Source organism: Rhizobium sp. SVR5-2C (genome assembly GCF_056755115.1).
In genome coordinates, this window is sequence record NZ_JBNDHT010000027.1 from 32,794 (window position 1) to 52,545 (window position 19,752).

Consider the following 19,752-nt stretch of genomic DNA (forward strand, 5'->3'; position numbering starts at 1 on the left):
ACGGCCGTTTAGGCGCGTGGCGGAATGTCTTGGCAAGGCTTCGGCGAACTTCTGCTCGCCTCAGACCGCCGGCTCGCTGGCCGGATCCGATTTTTGTGCGAAATGCCGTGCGGCTACCGCATGCGTCTCAGCTTCGCGGCCCTCGCCAGCAACCTGCACGGTCGGCACGGCGAACTCGATGCCGTTTTCCTTGAAGGCAGTTCGGATCATGGCAAGCGCATTGCGCCGGATGACGAATTGCTCACCGGGCTTGGTCATCATCGCCAGGCGAATGACAATGGCGAAATCGCCAAACTGCTCGACGCCCTTCATCTTCAAGGTTTCGATGATGTGCGGCCCGAATTCTGGATTGTCGAGAAGCTGCTGGCCGATCTGCTTGATCACCTTTTTCACCTTCACGAGATCGGTGTCATAGGTGACATTCAGTGTGATTTTATCGATGGTCCAGTCGCGGTTGAGGTTCTTGACTGCTCCGAGTTCGCCAAACGGCACCGTCGTCAGTGGGCCACGGTGATGGCGGAGTTTCACGGAGCGCAGGCTGAAAGCCTCGACGACCCCCTTGTGGCTGCCGCTCTCGATATATTCCCCCACCCGGAAGGCATCGTCCCACAGATAGAACATGCCGCTGATGACGTCCTTGACGATTGTCTGCGCGCCGAAGCCAACCGCAACGCCGACCACGCCGGCGCCGGCGATCAAGGGACCGATCTGCACCCCCAGCCCTGAGAGCACCATCAGAACTGCGATGACGGCGATCACGACCGCAAGGATGTTGCGGAAAATCGGCAACAGCGTCCGCAGACGCGCACGCTTGGCCTTTTCCTCGTCGGTGGCGCCTTCATCGACGCGTGCTTCCTCAAGCCTGCCGTTGATGTAGGCTCGCGCCAGGTGCCATAGCAGATCGGCAACGAGAAGAATGACAATACCGCCGAGTGCCCCTCGGGTAAGGCGATCGGCCATCGTCTCGCCCATGGCCATCCGGTTGGCCGCGAGCCCGAGCGCACGCCCGAGCCAAAGGGCCGCGGCTGCTATGATGATGGCGCGGACGCCGCGATCCAACAGCGCCGTTGCGAACGGGCGGTGCGCCAGGAACCCCGCTTCCGCCTGGTGGAGCGACCGGACAGCGAGCGTGGCGACAGCCAGCACGCGCGGCAGCAGCACGGCATAGATGCCGATCCAGAGCAAAAGATTGAAACCAGTGACCCAGAGAATCCAGAGCAGAGCGAAATAGAGCGTCAGCCCCCAAGAAACCGCCACGCTACGCGGCCGATCCTCCGACGGACGCGACCAGACCGCTTCGGCGGCAATCAGGAACAGACCGATGCCGAGAGCGTAGCCGACGAGATAGCGCGCTCCGGTGGAAAAGCCGAGCGGAGCCAGCAGCTGGATCGCAGCCCATCCGAAAGCGAAGTAGATGACGAAGATGGCGCAGCGGCGAAACCAGAACGAGGCTTGCACCCGCGAGACGTTGCTGCCGCTGTCGGCGCGCGGAAGCGTGACGAGCGTGACCAGCAGATGTCCAAGCGCGATGGTGAAGCGCGCGACGATGAGTGCGATCGCAATGGCAATCACCATCGACCGGGTGACCGGCGGCCAATCGAACGCCAGTAACGGCACAAGCGTCGCAACGGCAAAGACAATTGCCGGCATCATACGATGAAGGAGGTTCGCTGCGGCGTGGTGAACAACCGTCGGGACCTCGCCGTCGCGGCGGATCCGCGGTCGCGGCGCGATGAGACGGAACAGCATTTCAGCCACCGCTCCCGCCAGCAAAAGAACAAGTACTTCCGTCGTCACCAACGCCCAACCAGCCGGTGCAATTTCCTGTTCTACGATCGCCGAAGCGGATGTCACCTCCTCAGGCAAATCCATGGCGGCGCCGGACACCATGTTCACATGCCGACGCGCCTGATTAACAAGATCCGAGAGCACCGACATCTCTTCGGCTTCAGCTGAGAGGGCTGGCGGCGCGGCAGTCGTCTGCCTCGCCATCCATTCCTTCACCTGCGGCGTCTGCATGAGCTTGAGTAGCTGCTGCACCTCGACCGGCGGCTGGATTGCAGGTGCCTGAGGCGTTGTCGGGGCTGCGGTCTGCGCACTGGCGGCGCCGGCAGCAGCGATAACGACAAGCAGTGGAATCAAAAAACGCAGCACCCCATACGCACCAATTCTCTTACCCATCGCCTTGCCCCCCGATGTTGGTACCTCGACCATACATCGTGCCGTATGAAAGAAAAACCCGCGCAGCGGGTGCTACGCGGGCTCCAGATCGGTCCTGCGGGATATCTTATCCTTTAGGCTTTTCCACGTGGCCACCGAAACCGGCACGCATGGCAGAAAGCACCTTGTTGGCGAACTCGTCATTGTCGCGCGAGGAGAACCGGCCATAAAGCGCGGCACTCAGCACCGGCGTCGGGACGCTTTCGTCGATTGCCGCCATGATCGTCCAACGTCCTTCGCCGGAATCCGAAACGCGGCCGGCATATTTCGACAGCGCTGGATCGGCATGCAGCGCATCGGAGGTCAGATCAAGCAGCCACGAGGTGATGACACTGCCCCGCCGCCACACTTCAGCAACATCCTGGAGGTTGAAGTCGTAACGATAATGCTCCGGATGGGAGAGCGGTGCCGTTTCTGCATCCGCCTCATGGGTTGCTGCGCCGATATTCGCATGTTTCAGGATGTTCAGCCCCTCGGCATAAGCGGCCATCAGACCATATTCGATGCCGTTGTGAACCATCTTGACGAAGTGACCGGCTCCGTGCGGGCCGCAATGCAGATATCCCTGCTCCGCCGTGCTGCTCGGGTGAGGCTCGCGGTTTGCTGACGGGGGTATGCTGCCGGCGCCAGGCGCCAAGGACGCGAAGATGGGCGAGAGGCTCTGCACGATGCCCTTTTCGCCGCCGATCATCAGGCAATAGCCGCGCTCCAAACCGAAGACGCCGCCGCTGGTGCCGACGTCGACATAGTGGATGCCCTTGGTGATCAGCTCGGCGCCACGGCGAATGTCGTCATGGTAATAGGAATTGCCGCCGTCGATGATGATGTCATCATCGTGCAACAGCGGAACGAGCTGAGCGATCACCTTGTCTGTAATCGCCGCCGGCAGCATGAGCCACACTGCCCGGGGGCGCGACAGCTTCGATATGAACTCCTCCAGCGAGGCGCTGCCGACTGCACCTTTTTCGACAAGATCGGCCACACTTTCCGGCTTCGCGTCGTAGACGACGCATTCATGGCCATCCCGCATCAAGCGTTGGACCATATAATTGCCCATACGGCCCAAACCCACCATGCCAAGCTGCATCTCGAATCTCCTAATCGATATGATCGGGGAAACTAGCACTCGCGATCCAGCAGGCAAGCAAAGTCTCTGTCACATTAAAGCGAAGGCGGCTCCCACCGGTCGGCCGCGCGGACGAGATGGAGCCGCTCGGTCATTTAAGCGCCTCGTAATCCGGGGCCTCGGCCGGCTCACCGCGCATCTCGCTCAGGAACATGCCGTCACGCAGGTTGATGCCATATTCGACAAAGGCCTTCATGCAGCAGAGCATATTGGTCCAGCCCTCGCAGTTGAGATAGGTGCCGCGCCGGCCGTCCTCATCCTCATGCCAGCCATTCTCGGAGATCGTCACCATCGTCCCACCATCGTCCAGTGCTTCGAACTTCATCTCGACGATCGTCTTGTACCGGGCGTTGTTCGCATCGGTCCCTCCATCCCAGCGGAGGACGATCAGTTTGTCCGGAACGAGATCGACGACTTCAACCGGAGCATCCTTCCACCATGTCACCGTCGTGCCTTTGACAAGCGGCGCGCTGGCTCCGCCGACCGTCGTGAAATAACTCGAAAGCTTCTTCGGATTGACCACCGCATCGAAGACTTCTGCAGCCGGGCGACCGATCCGGCCGCCGACGCGAATACCGAGGGACATGGCCCTTCCTCCTCATTTCCATTGAGCCTGCGGCCATTATGTTATAAAAACATAACATGTCAAGCGAATCAGACGACGACCCCGTTTTCAAGGCTCTGGCGCACCGTCGCCGCCGCGAGATTCTGGATCTGTTGCAGGAAGGCCCACGCACGACCGGCATGCTCTGCGAGATCTTCGCGGACATGGATCGCTGCACGGTGATGCAGCATCTCAAAGTATTGGAGGAAGCCGATCTCGTGATGGCGAAGAAGGAAGGCCGCGAACGCTGGAACCACCTCAACAGCCTGCCGATCAAGCACATCTACGACCGCTGGATCAGCGCCTATGCCGGGCATGCTCTATCCGTCATTGACCGGCTGAAGAGTGACCTCGAAGGCCAATGAGAAACGGGCGCCGAAGCGCCCGTTCATGCTGAAAAGATCAAGCCGCGGCCTTCCGCAGCGATTCGACCCCCGAAATCGGACGGCGGTCGAGTGCCGCGCTTCGCAAGGTCAGAAGCAGCGCGACCGCGACGAGAATCGCGCCGACCCAGGGGGTGGCGGCGAGCCCGAGTGAGGATTCCACCACCATACCGCCGATCCAGGCACCCATGGCGATTCCGAGGTTGAAGGCGGCGATATTGAGCGCCGAGGCGACGTCGACGGCGGCTGGGCGGACCTGCCGCGCCAACTGCACGACATAAAGCTGCAGCCCGGGCACGTTGGCGAAGGACAGGAGGCCGAGCGCCGCAAGCGTCGGGATCGTCAGCCAGGGCGAAGCCGCCGTGAAGCCGAAAAGCACCAGCACGATCGTCTGCGCGACAAAGAGCCAGGTCAGCGCCTTCACGGGATCGCGGTTGGCGATACGCCCGCCAACGACATTGCCGACTGCAATGGCAAGACCGTAGAGGACAAGGATGAGGCTGACGGCGGAGGCGGAAAACCCGGTGACGTCCTGCAGGATCGATGCGAGAAAGGTGAAGGCAACGAAAGTGCCGCCATAGCCGAAAGCGGTCATTGCAAAAACAATCAACAGCCGACCGCTGCCGAGAACGCCGACCTGCTGCTTGAGTGTCGCGGGTTCAGCCTTGGTGAGGTTCGACGGCAGCAGCAGGGCAATTGCAGCAAAGGCGATCACGCCGAGCACGGCCACGGCAGCAAATGTCGCCCGCCATCCGAAGGTCTGGCCGATGAAAGTGCCGAGCGGAACGCCGGTGACGATCGCGACGGTCAGCCCCATGAACATCATGGCAATCGCGGAGGCGCGGCGGTTTTCCGGCACCAGATCAGCGGCGATCGTCGAGCCGACGGAGAAGAATACGCCATGCGCAAAAGCTGAGAGCACGCGTGCGACGAGCAGCGGCGCATAAGCCGGGCTAAGTGCCGCCATGGCATTGCCGGCAACGAAGAGCGCCATCAGCCCGAGCAGCAGCGGCTTGCGTTCGATCCGTCCGGTCAATGCCGTCAGGATCGGCGCGCCGAAGGTAACGCCAAGCGCATAAACGCTGACGATGAGACCGGCGAGCGGCAGAGTGATATGGAGGTCGCTGGCGACCGTCGGCAGCAGACCCACGATGACGAATTCCGTGGTTCCGATCGCATAGGCCGCGATCGTCAGAGCAAAAAGAGCAAGTGGCATGAATTGACCCGATCGATGACGCACCCGGGACTTGGGCGCCTGGTTCTTGTTCGGGTCCGAATGTGGGAGAGCGGCTTTCCTGAGTTAATCCGCTCGCAAAGCGCAACACTTGTGAATTGAATTCATCAAATTCCGTCATGAGCGGCCCAGCTCGACGCCGGAAGTTTGTAAGAATCGGAAATAGTTTGTTACTAAACCTTTATAAAAGCTGATGTTTTTCGACTTGCCGCGCACCGAGACATGCAGGATATTGCTTCCAACCTTGAGGAAGCCGTCATGATCAGAATGATTCAAGATCCCGCTGAACTGGCCGGTGAAGACATTACTGGCAAATATATCCTGCGGAAGCTGAACTATCACTGGTTCGCTTACGGCAAGGCGGCCATTGTAACGGCCTGCAAAGGAACAATCCTGTCCCTCGACCGCGAGGAAACGGTCTACTCGGAACGTTGGGGCCGCCGTGCCTATAGCGGTACGGGCAAGCGCTATCCTGGCGGCGTCTGTCCTATATCGGCGGTCGCGTGCGTCTGCGATACGCCGGACGATGTGAATGCGGTCATCCAGCTGGATGTCGAAGCGCAGGACGAATTTTATCAACTGATCGCCAAGGCAGAAGCCCGGGTGCAGGCTCTCGCCTCTTCCTCCCAGAACAGGTTGTTTCTGGCAGCAGCCGAATAGGGCTAAAGCTGGACCACTGCGTCCACTGAGGCGGCGACTATCGGCGCTTCCCGGCGTGCTGCATCAACGGGCTACCGGCGGAGTTGCTCCTGCCCGGTCTCGCCGACGAGCCACTTCCTGAAAAGCGCTACCGAAGATTTCTCCAAGGCGCCGGCCGGATAGAGCATGGCATAATTCAGTGCAGCCGGCTGCTGCTCGACAAAGCAACGTACGAGCTTGCCTGAATCGAGGTCTGCGCCCACGAGCGAGCTGCGGACAAGTGCAAAGCCCTCTCCCCTCCCGCAGGCTTCCAGCATATCCTCGAAAGCATCGAAGACCTGCGCATCGCGAACCGCCGCCACGATGTCAAAACCGGCAAGCTCCCCGGCTTTGGGATCGCCGCCAATCTGTTCGTACCATCGCTGCCAGTCGAGCACCGTGTGACGCATGCCGCGATAGAGAAGCAACGGCGCTGCGCGAATGGCGCCTCGGCTCGGAAGCCTGCGAGACAGCTCGGGCGCGCAGACCACGAATTCATCGTCGAGCAACATCGGTTCGGTGACGAGGTCGGGATCCCCGCGTCCAAGCCAGATTGCCAAATCGACGCTTGCGAAATCCGGTCGCTGATAAGCGACGGCCGTCCGGACCTCGATTTTGGGATAGCGGCGGCAGAATGATTCCAGCCGCGGCGCAAGCCATTGGCTCGAAAACTCCGGTGTCGTAGCGATGACAAGCGAAGCACTGGCGCTGGCCGCTCGTCCGTGATGCAGGACCGTTTCGAGCGCTGTCAACGCAGCGGAAATTTCCGGCTGAAGCTTGAGCCCGAGCGGCGAAAGCCGCGCTCCGTGCCGCCCGCGCTCGAAAAGCCGGCCACCCATCCAGCCTTCCAGCTGGGCGATCTGATGGCTGATGGCGGTCTGCGTCAACCCAAGCCGCTCCGCCGCGCGGCCAAAGCCGCCCGTCTCCGCGATGGCGCAGAAGGCCTGCAGTGTCGAAAGCGGCGGCAACGGGCGGTCTGACATGAAAATCTCTCATGAATATTGACAGCGAGTTTCATTATACGCCAGACCGGTTCGCACTTAAATTGGCGTCATGGAGAAAGACCATGACGCTTACGATGAAAATCCTGAATGTCTTGGTGCGGTTTCAGAGCGTCCTTGCCGATGCCAGGCTACGCGAACCCGCGGCACGCCCACAGGCCGCCGCCGCGCTGAGCAGCCATATCAAAAAAGATATCGGGATAGACGAGGGGCGGACATCGTCCGCTGAAAGATGATGCGCGATCCACGCAACCGATGGAAGCGTTCGATCCTGGGCGCCTACGAAAGTAGGTGGGCGCCGTATGTCCAGACCCACGAGCCCGGACAGGGACAGCTCCCATAGGATCGGGTAAGGCCCCGAGGATTCATTGTTCCTGTCGAGAGGCGCAGACCGCGAACACGAATATAGGGGTATTAGGGCGTCCGCACCAGTGGGTGCGGCAGCCATCCAGGCAATTTTAATTGAGCTCCGCCGGCGCGCGGCCGTTGAGTTTGTCGGTGATGCCGCGAATGCGGTTCGTCACCTCACCGATCGCTTCAGCAAGGCTTTCTTCCGTCCGCGCGGTGGCAGCGAGAACCGTGTCGCGATGGCCGCGCAGCGTTGCGAGTTCGGCTTCCAGCCCGGCCAAACGGCGGCTCAGCTCGGAGATCTCGTCCATCACCATGATCCCCGCCATGACGGTGATCCGCAAATCTCCGATTTCGCCAAACTGCCCCTTAAGATGGCCGACATAGCGGTCGAAGCGGTCGGCGAGGTCGGTCAGGTGTTCTTCCTGCCCCTCCTCACAGGCCATTCGGTAGGCTTTTCCATCAATCGTTACCGTTACCTGCGCCATAGCAGTGTCTTTCCATTAGCGGTCCAGGACCGCGCGGATCGTTTCCATCGCCGTTACCAACCTTCGCGAAACTTCGCGATTGACCTCTTCCAGCCGGTTGGCACGGAATTCGGCCTGGTCCAACTCCTGCGCGAGCTTGGAGCGGTCGGCATGAACGCGCCGAACCTCGCCTTCGATATCGCCCTGCTCGCGCTGGCGCTCAATGCGCATGTCCACGGCGTTTTCCAGCCCGGAAATAGCTTGCTTCAGCTCGTTGAGCGCCGCTTCCATGGTTTTACCTGTGGGAGTCATGTCGCTTTCCGTTCCTTCGCGCGAGACCTCTCGAATCGGCATCCAATGCAGGTCCAGTGATTTCAAAAGGATATGCAGCTAGCTGACGGCACGTCAATAAAAGCCGTGTCACGGCATGGGCCCTATCTTGTGGATGACTGGAATGTTCATACCAAGCAGGCGAGGACTCGTCTTTTGTACAACCACTCGGTCAAAAGTCAAAAATCGCCGTAACGTGACCCCGACATGGCCCGCCGTTTATTGACTTGGCCGTTCCAACTGCTATGTCTCACCGCGCTTTCATCGATGGTCTTCAGAAGGCTCAAGGCCATCTCCTGACACCGGAACCCCGTGGAAAAGCCATGACCTCTCCCGAACAACATGATCGCATGGCCAATGCGATCCGTTTCCTCTCCATGGACGCCGTCGAAAAGGCAAATTCGGGCCACCCGGGCCTGCCCATGGGTATGGCGGATGTCGCCACCGTTCTCTTCACCAAGTATCTGCGCTTCGACCCAAAGAAGCCGCACTGGCCGAACCGCGACCGTTTCGTGCTGTCAGCCGGCCACGGCTCGATGCTCCTCTATTCGGTGCTTTACCTGACCGGCTACCCCGACATGACGATCGAGGAGATCAAGCGGTTCCGCCAGCTCGGCTCCAGGACCGCCGGCCACCCGGAATACGGCCACGCGACGGGCATCGAAACGACGACCGGGCCGCTCGGCCAGGGCATTGCCAACTCCGTCGGCATGGCGATTGCAGAGCGGAAGCTGCGCGAGGAATTCGGCGCCGATCTGCTCGATCATTATACCTATGTCATCTCCGGAGACGGCTGCCTCATGGAAGGCATCAGCCAGGAAGCGATAGCGCTTGCCGGCCATCTGAAGCTCAACAAGCTCATCGTCTTCTGGGATAACAACTCGATCACCATCGATGGTGCCGTCTCTCTGTCTGACTCGACCGACCAGGTTGCCCGCTTCAAGGCGGCTCACTGGAACACGATCGAACTGGACGGCCACGACCAGGCCGCCATTGGCGCGGCGATCGAAGCGGCGCAGAAGTCCGATCGCCCGACGCTGATCGCCTGCAAGACCATCATCGGCTTCGGCGCACCGAACAAGCAGGGCACCCACAAAGTGCACGGCAACCCGCTCGGTGCCGACGAAATCGCGGCGACCCGCGAGGCGCTGAACTGGCACGCCGAAGCCTTCGTCGTCCCGGAGGACATTCTGGATACCTGGCGCAAGGCCGGCACGCGCTCGGTCGAGGCCGTCAAGGCCTGGGAAGGCCGTCTCGCCGCCTCCGACAAGAAGGCCGAGTTCACCCGCCGCTTCGCCGGCGAACTGCCACAAGGTTTCGACGCTGCCATCAGCGAATACAAGAAGAAGCTCGCCGAAACGAAGCCGACGGTGGCAACCCGCAAGGCTTCGGAAGATGCGCTCGAAGTCATCAACGGCTTCCTGCCTGAAACGCTCGGTGGCTCGGCCGACCTGACGCCGTCGAACAATACCAAGACCAGCCAGATGCATTCGATCACGCCGACGGACTTCGCCGGCCGCTACATGCATTATGGCATCCGCGAACACGGCATGGCGGCCGCGATGAACGGGATCTCGCTGCATGGCGGCCTGATCCCCTACGGCGGCGGCTTCCTCATCTTCTCGGACTATTGCCGCCCGCCGATCCGCCTGGCTGCGCTGATGGGCATCCGCGTCATCCACGTGCTGACGCATGACTCGATCGGTCTCGGCGAAGACGGCCCGACCCACCAGCCGGTCGAACAGCTTGCGGCACTGCGTGCTGTCCCGAACCTGATGATCTTCCGTCCCGCCGACGCGACGGAAACCGCCGAATGCTGGCAGATCGCCATCAAGACGAAGAACCGTCCGTCCGGCCTGGCGCTCACCCGCCAGAACCTCTCGGCCGTCCGCACTGAATACAGCGAGAAGAACCTCTCGGCACAGGGCGCCTACACGCTCGCCGGAGCCGACGACGCCAAGGTTACGATTTTCGCAACGGGCTCCGAAGTCGAGATCGCCGTAGCCGCACGCGCAGCGCTGGAAGGCAAAGGCGTTTCCACCCGCGTCGTCTCGGTCCCATGCACCGAGCTCTTCTTCGAACAGCCGGAAGCCTATCGCAAGGCGGTCATCGGCAACTCGCCGGTAAAGATCGCGGTCGAAGCCGCCGTCCGCGAAGGCTGGGACGCCTTCATCGGCCCTGAAGGCACCTTTATCGGCATGAAGAGCTTCGGCGCTTCAGGCCCTTACAAGGAGCTCTACAAGCATTTCGGCATCACGGCAGAAGCCGTCGTCGCCGCAGCAGAAGCCAAGCTCTAAGGGGAGCGCTCCGGCGCTCTCCACTCCACCGCAAGCCTTATATTCACGGAGTAAATGCTAATGACTGTAAAGGTTGCCATCAACGGCTTCGGCCGCATCGGCCGTAACGTTCTCCGCGCCATCGTCGAATCCGGCCGCACGGATATCGAAGTGGTCGCCATCAACGACCTCGGCCCTGTCGAGACCAACGCGCATCTGCTGCGCTACGACTCGATCCACGGCCGTTTCCCGGCAACGGTGAAGGTCGAAGGCGACACGATCATCGTCGGCAACGGCAAGCCGATCAAGGTGACAGCGATCAAGGATCCGGCGACGCTTCCGCACAGGGAACTCGGCGTCGACATCGCGATGGAATGCACCGGCATCTTCACCGCACGCGATAAGGCTGCCGCTCACCTGATGGCCGGTGCCAAGCGCGTCATCGTTTCGGCTCCTGCCGACGGCGCCGACCTGACCGTCGTCTTTGGCGTCAACCATGACCAGCTCACCAAGGAGCACACGGTCATCTCCAACGCCTCCTGCACGACGAACTGCCTCGTGCCGGTCGTGAAGGTTCTCGACGACGCCGTCGGTATCGACCACGGCTTCATGACCACCATCCACTCCTACACCGGCGACCAGCCGACGCTCGACACGATGCACAAGGATCTCTATCGCGCCCGCGCTGCGGCTCTGTCGATGATCCCAACCTCGACGGGCGCCGCCAAGGCCGTTGGCCTTGTTCTGCCGCATCTGAAGGGCAAGCTCGACGGTACGTCGATCCGCGTTCCGACCCCGAACGTCTCGGTCGTCGACTTCAAGTTCGTTGCCAAGAGGGCCACGACCGTCGGCGAAATCAACGAAGCGATCAAGGCTGCCGCAAATGGCAAACTCAAGGGTATCCTCGGCTACACCGACGAGCCGCTCGTTTCCCGCGACTTCAACCATGACAGCCACTCCTCGATCTTCGCAACCGATCAGACGAAGGTCATGGAAGGCAACTTCGTGCGCGTCCTGTCCTGGTACGACAACGAGTGGGGCTTCTCCAGCCGCATGTCCGACACGGCCGTTGCTTTCGCAAAGCTCATCTAAGAGCGTCGCGATACAGATCGTCGAAAGCGGCTCGGGCAACCGGGCCGCTTTTATTTTGAGCGATTGACTGCGCCACGCGTTCCGTTTCGAATAACACGAACTGCCCCCAGCTTACTCGGTAATAGGTGGATAGAAGACTATGGTGCATCTTGATATTCGACGTGCGAGCCCGGACGATGCAGAGGAACTCTGCGAGCTTCTCAATGAGATCATTGAAGCTGGCGGCACGACCGCCCTGGAAACCCCTCTTTCGATTGAGGAGCTGACCGACTGGTTCATTGCCGGCGAGTCCGCCTTGACCTGCCATGTCGCACAGGCGGGGGCGAGCATCGCCGGCTTTCAGTTCTTGAGCCTTTACGAAAATCTGCCTGAGGGATGGGCCGACATCGGAACCTTTTCCCGCAGGAGCCCGAAGATACGCGGCGTCGGCACTGCGCTCTTCGCCGCAACCCTTTCCGCCGCCGAGGAGCTCAATATCGAGTTCATCAACGCAACCATCCGTGCCGACAATACCGGCGGGCTGGCATACTATGAAAAGATGGGATTCCGTACCTATCGAACCCTCGAAAGCATACCGCTCCGAGATGGTACGCTCGTGGATAGAATCCAGAAGCGATATGCGGTGAAGAAAATTTAAGCCGCCTCTAAGAGCCTCAAACAAAAACTGCCTCGCTGGGTTCCCTGCCCTCCTCTCGCCTGATTTTCCTATAAATTCTTTATATAGATTCTTTCCCGTAGCATCCGCATCGGCCAGCCATCCGGCAAGCCGTTCAGCCGCATGGTACCGCAGGTGACCGAGGTTAAGCCGTTAGGCCTACCCTTCCGCCCTGTTTTGCCGTTTACTGATGCAGCGGAACAAGCGTGGAGGGATGGAATCGCTGCAAGGCGGGGCGCGCTGGCGGTGCGGGCGTTGAAAGGGGATTGACGTGGAAGCATTCTATATCGTCGTGCTGGTATCAACGGCGCTCGTGCTTCTTGCCGCCTTTTCGAGCTTGCTCGCCTTTCGCTTCGGTGCTCCGCTCCTTCTGCTGTTCCTGGCGATTGGCCTTGCCGCGGGCGTCGACGGGCTCGGCATCGAATTCAACAACAACTATCTCGCCTACACCCTCGGCTCGATTGCGCTTGCCGTCATTCTTTTCGATTCCGGTTGCGGCACGTCGATCCAGGCCTTCAAACTTTCTGCCGTCCCGTCGCTGGCGCTTGCCTCCGTCGGCGTGCTGCTAACCGCCAGCCTCTTTGCCGTGGCGGCAGTGTGGCTTCTTGGTTTCAGCTGGCTCGAAGGCTTGCTGCTCGGCTCGATCGTCGCCTCGACGGATGCGGCGGCCGTATTCTTCCTGCTGCGCATCGGCGGCATCAACATCCGTGACAAGGTGCGCTCGACACTGGAAGTCGAATCCGGCACCAACGATCCGATGGCAATCTTCCTTACCATTGCGCTGGTTGAACTGCTCGCCAGCGGCGAAGGCTATGCCGGCATGGATATCGGCATGCTCGCAATGTTCGTCGAGCAAATGGGCCTTGGCGTCATTCTCGGGCTGCTCGGCGGCATGATGATCACACAGGTGGTCGGCCGTCTGGACACCGACCGCGGCCTCACGCCGATCTTCGTGCTCGGTCTCGCCATGCTGGTCTTTTCCTTCACCGGCGCCGTCGGCGGCAGTGGCTTCCTGGCTGTCTATGTCGCGGGCATCTATGCCGGAAACCGCAAGCTGCCGGCGCTCGGCTCCGTCAAGCGCTTCCAGGACGGCCTGACCTGGCTGGCGCAGATCATCATGTTCCTCGTGCTTGGCCTGCTCGCCACGCCATCGCAGTTTCCGGCGATCGTCCTGCCTGCGGTTGCGCTTGCGCTCTTCCTGATTTTCGTCGCCCGCCCGCTCGCGGTCTGGCTTTCGCTGCTGCCCTTTGATTATACGCAGCAGGAGATCGGCTTCGTGGCTTGGGTCGGCCTCCGCGGTGCGGTCTCGATCCTGCTCGCCATCATGCCGATCCTTGGCGGGCTTCCGAACGGGCAAATCTACTTCAACACCGCCTTCATCATCGTGCTCGTCTCGCTATTGGTGCAGGGATGGACCATCAAGCCGGTGGCCAAGAAACTCGGCCTCATCGTTCCGCCACGCATGGGCGCGGTCGACAAGGTCGAGATCGATCTGCCAGGCGCGGCCAACCATGAACTGCTGTCCTATCGTGTCATAAAGGACAGTCCGGTCCTTCGCGGCGAGCGCATTCCGCGCTGGGCAACTCCTTCGCTCGTCATCCGCGACGGCAAGTCGATGCGCTATCAATATGCCGGCCGGCTGCGCGAAAACGATCTGGTCTATCTCTTCATCGCGCCAAGCTATTCGCGCCTGCTCGACCGGCTCTTCGCCAGTCGCGCGCCGGTGGACGCGGACGATGCGGATTTTTTTGGCGCCTTCGCGCTGTCACCGTCACGACCTGCTGCCGATCTTGACGCCGCTTATGGTCCGGGGTTGCTGAACGAATCCGAGAAAGGCCTGACGATCGCCGAACTGATGAAGCAGCGTTTGGGCGGCAAGGCGGAGTATGCCGATCGCGTCCGTCTCGGGTCTATCATCCTGATCGTCCGCGACCTGGACGACCAGGATCACGTCACCTCCGTCGGCATGTCTCTCGAGGCTGTCGAGCCCGCAATCACGCTGCCGATCTTCATCAATTTGCGCGATATCATCCAACGCGTGCGAGACCGCCTCAAGGGCCGCAATGCCGCCGAAGCGGCGGAAGCCGCACATGCATCGGGCGCGTCGGATCGTGACGAAACCGCGCGTCAAAACCATGGCTGAGCGCCTTGCGTCCTGAGGCATCCTTGCTATGGTCGGCCACCTTCCCAAGGCACTAACGAACGGATAGTCCAATGCCAGCTTTCAAGACCCTTGACGACCTCAACGACATCGCTGGAAAGCGTGTTCTCGTCCGCGTGGACCTCAACGTTCCAGTGAAAGACGGCAAGGTGACCGACACGACACGCATCGAACGCGTTGCGCCGACGATCCTCGAATTGTCGCGGAAGGGCGCCAAGGTCATTCTGCTTGCGCATTTTGGCCGCCCCAAGGACGGCTCCTCGCCGGACCTCTCGCTCTCGCTGATCGCGCCGGACGTTTCGCGCGTGCTTGGCAAGCCGGTCGCGACCGCCTCAGACTGCGTCGGCGAAGCTGCCGCTTCGGCCGTCGCCAAGATGAGGGATGGCGATATCCTGCTTCTTGAAAACACCCGCTTCCATAAGGGTGAGGAAAAGAACGATCCGGAGTTCACAAAAGCCCTTGCCGCCAGTGGCGATATCTATGTGAATGATGCCTTTTCCGCCGCACATCGCGCCCATTCTTCCACCGAAGGGCTTGCCCATCGGCTGCCTGCCTATGCCGGCCGCACGATGCAGCAGGAGCTCGAGGCGCTCGAAAAGGGCCTCGGCAATCCGGTTCGCCCGGTCGTCGCCATCGTCGGCGGCGCCAAGGTGTCCACCAAGATCGATCTGCTCATGAACCTGGTGAAGAAGGTCGACGCTCTGGTGATCGGCGGCGGCATGGCCAATACCTTTCTCGCTGCCCGCGGCACCAATGTCGGAAAGTCGCTCTGTGAACATGACCTCGCCGACACCGCAAAGCAGATCATGATCGAAGCCGCTTCCGCCGGCTGCGCCATCATCCTGCCGGAAGATGGCATCATCGCGCGCGAATTCAAGGCGGGCGCGGCCAACGAGACCGTCGATATCGGAGCCATTCCCGAGGACGCCATGGTCCTCGACGTCGGCCCGAAGTCTATCGAAGCCGTCAAGGCATGGATCGAGCGCGCGCAGACGCTTGTGTGGAACGGCCCGCTCGGCGCCTTCGAAATCGAACCCTTCGACAGGGCAACGGTGGCGGCGGCCAAATATGCTGCTGAACGCACCAAGGCCGGCAAACTCACCTCCGTCGCAGGCGGCGGCGATACGGTTTCGGCCCTGAACCATGCGGGTGTCGCCGATAACTTCAGCTATGTCTCGACCGCAGGGGGTGCCTTCCTCGAATGGATGGAAGGCAAGGTCCTTCCGGGTGTTGCCGTTCTTAGCGGTAAATGATCAGCCGGCTGAGCTGACAATCTAGCATGTTGATAGACCGGGGGGTTGCCTCCGCGGTCTTCGTTTACGTGAAGAAAAAACTTACGAACTTTCAAACGATTGAAATGATTTCAATCGTTTCAATGACTTAGCACTCCATTTTCCTTCCTATAAACTTCTGTTATCGCCGACCTATATTCATTGGTTGCCGATTTTTCTTGTAGTGGAGAACGTGAAATGAGCGAACGCTTGGAAGACATTGCAGCGAAGATGGTAGCGGATGGCCGGGGGCTGCTCGCCGCTGATGAATCGACCGGCACGATTGGAAAGCGCTTCGATACGATCGGTCTGGAGTCGACAGAAACAAGCCGGCGCGACTACCGCGAGATGCTCTTCCGCTCAGAAGAGGCGATGAAGAATTGCATCTCGGGTGTGATTCTCTACGAAGAGACGCTCTTTCAGAAGGCGGCTGATGGCACCTCCTTCGTCGACATCATCAAGGCTGCGGGCAGCATTCCCGGCATCAAGGTCGATACCGGCGCCAAGCCGATGGCAAACTTTCCGGGCGAAACGGTCACGGAGGGCCTGGACGGTCTCGCCGAGCGTCTGTCCAAATACTACGAGGCAGGCGCCCGCTTCGCCAAGTGGCGTGGCGTGATCGCCATCTCATCCTCGCTCCCGACCTGGGGTTCCATGAAGGCGAACGCCCACGCGCTCGCCCGCTATGCCGCGCTCTGCCAGCAAGCGGGGATCGTGCCGATCGTTGAGCCGGAATGCCTGATGGACGGCAAGCCGGGCGACCACAATATCGACCGCTGCGCCGAGGTCACCGAATGGACGCTGCGCACCGTTTTTGAGGAACTCGCCGACGCGCGCGTCAGCCTCGAGGGCATGATCCTGAAGCCGAACATGGTCATCGACGGCAAGAACGCCCGCAAGGCATCTGTCGCGGAAGTGGCCGAACGCACCGTTCAGGTGTTGAAGCGCACTGTTCCGTCCGCAGTAGCCGGCATTGCCTTCCTCTCCGGCGGTCAGACCGCCGAAGAAGCGACAGCTCACCTCTCGGCGATGAATGCCGCGTTCGAACTGCCCTGGAAGCTTACCTTCTCTTATGGCCGCGCCCTGCAGGACACGGCATTGAAGGCTTGGGGCGGAAAGCCCGAGAACGTCGCCGCCGGCCAGCGTGCCTTCAACCACCGCGCTGAAATGAACAGACTTGCCGCCAAGGGCACCTGGAAGCGGGAACTCGAACAGGCCGCTTGAGACGATGTGAAACCTGATGCGGGAGCCCGGCGCGCATGTGCCGGGCTTTTCCATTGTCACGGCGACAAGATTGCGCTTTGACGATCAAAAGCCCTCGCCCATGATCGCGGCCTCAGACTGGGGAGCCGCGATGAGTATCCTTTCGTTTACGACCGTCGACGTTTTCACCGCCAACCGTTTCGAGGGCAATCCGCTCGCAGTCGTGATGGGTGCGGAGCAACTCGGTTCCGAGACGATGCAGAAGATCGCGGCGGAGTTCAAATATTCCGAAATAACCTTCGTCCTTCCGCCCAGGGATTCTGCCAACACGGCGAATGTCCGCATCTTCACGCCGACCATGGAGGTGCCTTTCGCCGGTCACCCGAATGTGGGAACGGCCTACGTCCTCGGCCAGCAGAGTGAAGTCTTCGGCAAGCCGATCGGAGACACGTTGCGTTTCGAGGAGAAGGCCGGGTTGGTCGAAGTGACGCTCCGCCGCACCGAAGGCCGGGTCACCTCTGCCACGATCCGTGCGCCCAAATCGCTGCATATCGGGCCTGATGTGTCCGAAGAAACGATCACCCGGTGCATCGGCATCAATAGCGGCAAGATCGTCAAATCGAAGCATCGCCCGATTTTCGCCTCAGTCGGTCTCAGCTTCGCCGTCGCTGAACTCGATGGGTTGGAGACGCTCGGCGCAGCGAGGCCGAACCTCGCGCATTTCCAGGAGGCCGCCGGTCCGACCGCCGAAGGCAACCACGATTTCTCCCTGTTCGTTTATGTCCGCGCGCCGGAGAAACCCTGGAATATCCGTGCCCGCATGTTCGCCCCGCTCGACAACGTTCCGGAAGATCCGGCGACCGGCAGCGCTTCCGCGGCGCTTGCTGCTTATCTCGTCTCGCTCGCACCGGAGCAGACCATCAACCAGCGTGTGACGATCGAGCAGGGTGTCGAAATGGGGCGCCGCAGCATCATCGAAGTCGACGTCGTCAAGAAGGACGGCATGGTGACGGACGTCTCGATTTCCGGCGAGTGCGTGCCAGTAATGCTGGGTGAGATCACTGTCTAGGCGATCAGTTCGCGTCCGAGAAGCGCGACCGCCCATATCGCGAAGGCAATCAACGCGATCTTCCAAAAGTCCATCCGCCGTCGCAAACCGGGAAACCCGAGCGGCTTGATGACCTGTACGACCATGGCAAGGATGAGCAAAAGCGCCAGCAGCTTCGTCATGGCATTATTTTCCAATATTATCAGAATGTCACAGGACGGACATTATTCCGCGCGAACACAACATTTCTTCATGCCGTAACGGCATTCCGGGGCACAATCAACATTATTGGGACAGGGCGGGGAACAGCCTCGTCCTATGCATTTTTAAAGTCGAACTCGCCGAGAGTGGAAATGAAAAGAAATCTGCTGTCCGTCGCTGCACTGCTTTTCGGAACGCTTTTCCTCTTCATGGGCAACGGCCTTCAGGGCATCCTGCTTCCCGTCCGCGGTAATCTCGAGGGTTATCATACGACCACGCTCGGCCTGCTCGGGACATCCTGGGCGACGGGCTTCGTCGTCGGCTGCCTCGTGGCCCCTAAAATGGTGCGGCGTGTCGGCCATGTACGCGCCTTCTCGGGCTTCATCTCGATCATCGCCATCATTGCGCTCGTGAGCGGCATCATCATTGATCCAATCTGGTGGGTGGTGCTGCGCGCCGTCACGGGCTTCTCGACAGCCGGCACCTCGATGATCATCGAAAGCTGGCTGAATGAGCGCGCAACAAACGAGAGCCGGGGCGCGATCTTTTCGCTCTATATCGGCATCACGCTTTTGGGTGTGGTCGCCGGGCAGATGATGATCCCGCTCCAAGACGTACGCACGCCAGTGCTCTTCATGGTCTGCGGCATCTTCTATTGCATCGCCATGCTGCCTACCACGCTCTCGACCGCCGCCTCCCCGCAGCCGCTGAAGGCCGTGAAGCTTGACCTGCCTGCTCTTTACCGCAATTCGCCGGTTTCGTGCCTCGGCATCCTGCTGGTAGGCATCGCCAACGGCGCCTACGGCACGCTCGGCGCGGTCTTCGGCGCCGGTGCGGGATTGTCGGACACCAGCATCGCCGTGATGATGAGTTCCACCATTTTCGCCGGTGCGCTGATGCAGCTTCCAGCCGGCCGCCTTTCCGATCGCATTGACCGCCGCTACGTCCTGGCAGCCATGTCGGCGGTCGCCGCGCTTGCCGGCCTTCTGATCGTCGTGCTGCATCCCTCGTCGCCAGCCTTTCTTATCGGCCTTGTGATCCTCTATGGCGCGGTCGCCAACACCCTCTATCCGGTTGCTGTCGCGCATGCGAACGACTTCGCTTCGTCCGAGGACTTTGTGAAGGTTTCCGGCGGGCTTCTGCTGCTCTACGGCATCGGCACGGTGATCGGCCCGACGATCGGCGGGCCGGTGATGTCGATAGTCAGCCCGCATGCACTCTTCCTTGTCACCGCTCTCGCGCATGTTTTGATCACCGCTTACGCAATCATCCGTAGCCGTATTCGCGCTGCAGTGCCCGTCGGCGAGCGAGAGGCCTACACGACAATCCCGACCGGCACCTCCCCGATGCTGACGCCCGAAGGCATGTCGCTTGCCGAGCGCACATCGCCTACGCCTCCCGAAAGCGGCGATCCTGAGGTAAAGTACGGCTGAGAACCGAACGGAGGATTGCCC

At 60.7% G+C, this 19,752-nt stretch carries 19 protein-coding genes and 1 other RNA gene; 11 read left to right on the top strand and 9 right to left on the bottom strand.

Annotated elements, in window-relative coordinates; translation table 11 throughout:
• Nucleotides 1-60 precede the first annotated feature (60 nt).
• The 3 genes from ACPYOI_RS10400 to ACPYOI_RS10410 all read right to left on the bottom strand — a co-directional run bounded on the left by ACPYOI_RS10400 (nt 61) and on the right by ACPYOI_RS10410 (nt 3,932).
• A complete protein-coding gene (locus tag ACPYOI_RS10400; protein WP_481415870.1) occupies nt 61-2,181 on the bottom strand; it encodes a mechanosensitive ion channel family protein in 2,121 nt (706 codons plus the stop codon).
• Between the two features lie 106 nt (nt 2,182-2,287).
• Nucleotides 2,288-3,307: a phosphogluconate dehydrogenase (NAD(+)-dependent, decarboxylating) gene (gene gnd, locus ACPYOI_RS10405; RefSeq protein ID WP_481415869.1), complete on the bottom strand. Its 1,020-nt coding sequence runs from the start codon at nt 3,305-3,307 to the stop codon at nt 2,288-2,290.
• 130 nt (nt 3,308-3,437) lie between these two features.
• Nucleotides 3,438-3,932 (bottom strand): SRPBCC domain-containing protein, encoded by a 495-nt coding sequence (locus ACPYOI_RS10410; RefSeq protein ID WP_481415868.1) that lies wholly within the window; start codon nt 3,930-3,932, stop codon nt 3,438-3,440.
• Between the two features lie 56 nt (nt 3,933-3,988).
• Here ACPYOI_RS10410 and ACPYOI_RS10415 point away from each other — a divergent pair, with 56 nt between their 5' ends.
• Nucleotides 3,989-4,315, top strand: a complete 327-nt coding sequence (locus ACPYOI_RS10415; RefSeq protein ID WP_481422851.1) for an ArsR/SmtB family transcription factor — start codon at nt 3,989-3,991, stop codon at nt 4,313-4,315.
• 37 nt (nt 4,316-4,352) lie between these two features.
• Here ACPYOI_RS10415 and ACPYOI_RS10420 read toward each other — a convergent pair whose 3' ends face one another.
• Nucleotides 4,353-5,549 carry an MFS transporter gene (locus ACPYOI_RS10420; protein WP_481422852.1) on the bottom strand — a complete coding sequence of 399 codons (1,197 nt, stop codon included), beginning with the start codon at nt 5,547-5,549 and terminating at the stop codon, nt 4,353-4,355.
• A 276-nt stretch (nt 5,550-5,825) separates the two neighbouring features.
• Here ACPYOI_RS10420 and ACPYOI_RS10425 point away from each other — a divergent pair, with 276 nt between their 5' ends.
• Entirely contained in the window at nt 5,826-6,227 is a 402-nt protein-coding gene (locus tag ACPYOI_RS10425; RefSeq protein WP_168831645.1) for a hypothetical protein, read from the top strand.
• A gap of 71 nt (nt 6,228-6,298) precedes the next feature.
• Here ACPYOI_RS10425 and ACPYOI_RS10430 read toward each other — a convergent pair whose 3' ends face one another.
• Nucleotides 6,299-7,228, bottom strand: a complete 930-nt coding sequence (locus tag ACPYOI_RS10430) for a LysR substrate-binding domain-containing protein (protein WP_481422853.1) — start codon at nt 7,226-7,228, stop codon at nt 6,299-6,301.
• A gap of 83 nt (nt 7,229-7,311) precedes the next feature.
• On the opposite strand from ACPYOI_RS10430, the gene ACPYOI_RS10435 reads away from it, so the two are divergent.
• Nucleotides 7,312-7,482 (top strand): hypothetical protein, encoded by a 171-nt coding sequence (locus tag ACPYOI_RS10435; RefSeq protein ID WP_481422854.1) that lies wholly within the window; start codon nt 7,312-7,314, stop codon nt 7,480-7,482.
• Nucleotide 7,483: 1 nt separating this feature from the next.
• On the opposite strand, the gene ssrS is transcribed toward ACPYOI_RS10435, so the two are convergent.
• The 3 genes from ssrS to ACPYOI_RS10450 form a co-directional block, all read right to left on the bottom strand.
• Nucleotides 7,484-7,642, bottom strand: a non-coding RNA gene (gene ssrS, locus ACPYOI_RS10440) — 6S RNA.
• Nucleotides 7,643-7,704: 62 nt separating this feature from the next.
• Nucleotides 7,705-8,082 (bottom strand): cell division protein ZapA, encoded by a 378-nt coding sequence (locus ACPYOI_RS10445; RefSeq protein WP_168831549.1) that lies wholly within the window; start codon nt 8,080-8,082, stop codon nt 7,705-7,707.
• A gap of 15 nt (nt 8,083-8,097) precedes the next feature.
• A complete protein-coding gene (locus ACPYOI_RS10450; RefSeq protein WP_086995076.1) occupies nt 8,098-8,373 on the bottom strand; it encodes a DUF4164 domain-containing protein in 276 nt (91 codons plus the stop codon).
• Between the two features lie 341 nt (nt 8,374-8,714).
• Between ACPYOI_RS10450 and tkt the strand changes: the two genes are divergently transcribed.
• The 7 genes from tkt (at nt 8,715) to ACPYOI_RS10485 (ending at nt 18,118) form a co-directional block, all read left to right on the top strand.
• Nucleotides 8,715-10,688: a transketolase gene (gene tkt / locus ACPYOI_RS10455; protein ID WP_481422855.1), complete on the top strand. Its 1,974-nt coding sequence runs from the start codon at nt 8,715-8,717 to the stop codon at nt 10,686-10,688.
• Between the two features lie 60 nt (nt 10,689-10,748).
• On the top strand, nt 10,749-11,759 hold the full coding sequence (gap, locus tag ACPYOI_RS10460; protein WP_481422856.1) for a type I glyceraldehyde-3-phosphate dehydrogenase: 1,011 nt from the start codon (nt 10,749-10,751) through the stop codon (nt 11,757-11,759).
• 139 nt (nt 11,760-11,898) lie between these two features.
• Nucleotides 11,899-12,396, top strand: coding sequence for an N-acetyltransferase family protein (locus ACPYOI_RS10465; RefSeq protein WP_481415861.1), 498 nt, complete (start codon nt 11,899-11,901; stop codon nt 12,394-12,396).
• A 289-nt stretch (nt 12,397-12,685) separates the two neighbouring features.
• Nucleotides 12,686-14,557 carry a potassium/proton antiporter gene (locus tag ACPYOI_RS10470; protein ID WP_481422857.1) on the top strand — a complete coding sequence of 624 codons (1,872 nt, stop codon included), beginning with the start codon at nt 12,686-12,688 and terminating at the stop codon, nt 14,555-14,557.
• A 71-nt stretch (nt 14,558-14,628) separates the two neighbouring features.
• A complete protein-coding gene (locus tag ACPYOI_RS10475; RefSeq protein WP_481419988.1) occupies nt 14,629-15,828 on the top strand; it encodes a phosphoglycerate kinase in 1,200 nt (399 codons plus the stop codon).
• Nucleotides 15,829-16,044: 216 nt separating this feature from the next.
• On the top strand, nt 16,045-17,070 hold the full coding sequence (locus tag ACPYOI_RS10480; protein WP_481419987.1) for a class I fructose-bisphosphate aldolase: 1,026 nt from the start codon (nt 16,045-16,047) through the stop codon (nt 17,068-17,070).
• Between the two features lie 130 nt (nt 17,071-17,200).
• Complete coding sequence (locus tag ACPYOI_RS10485) at nt 17,201-18,118, top strand: PhzF family phenazine biosynthesis protein (protein ID WP_481419986.1); 918 nt, start codon at nt 17,201-17,203, stop codon at nt 18,116-18,118.
• Here ACPYOI_RS10485 and ACPYOI_RS10490 read toward each other — a convergent pair.
• A complete protein-coding gene (locus tag ACPYOI_RS10490) occupies nt 18,115-18,279 on the bottom strand; it encodes a hypothetical protein (protein ID WP_481419985.1) in 165 nt (54 codons plus the stop codon). The two genes, ACPYOI_RS10485 and ACPYOI_RS10490, sit on opposite strands and share 4 nt — an antisense overlap.
• Nucleotides 18,280-18,384: 105 nt before the next feature.
• Here ACPYOI_RS10490 and ACPYOI_RS10495 point away from each other — a divergent pair, with 105 nt between their 5' ends.
• Entirely contained in the window at nt 18,385-19,731 is a 1,347-nt protein-coding gene (locus ACPYOI_RS10495; RefSeq protein WP_481422859.1) for an MFS transporter, read from the top strand.
• Nucleotides 19,732-19,752: the final 21 nt, after the last annotated feature.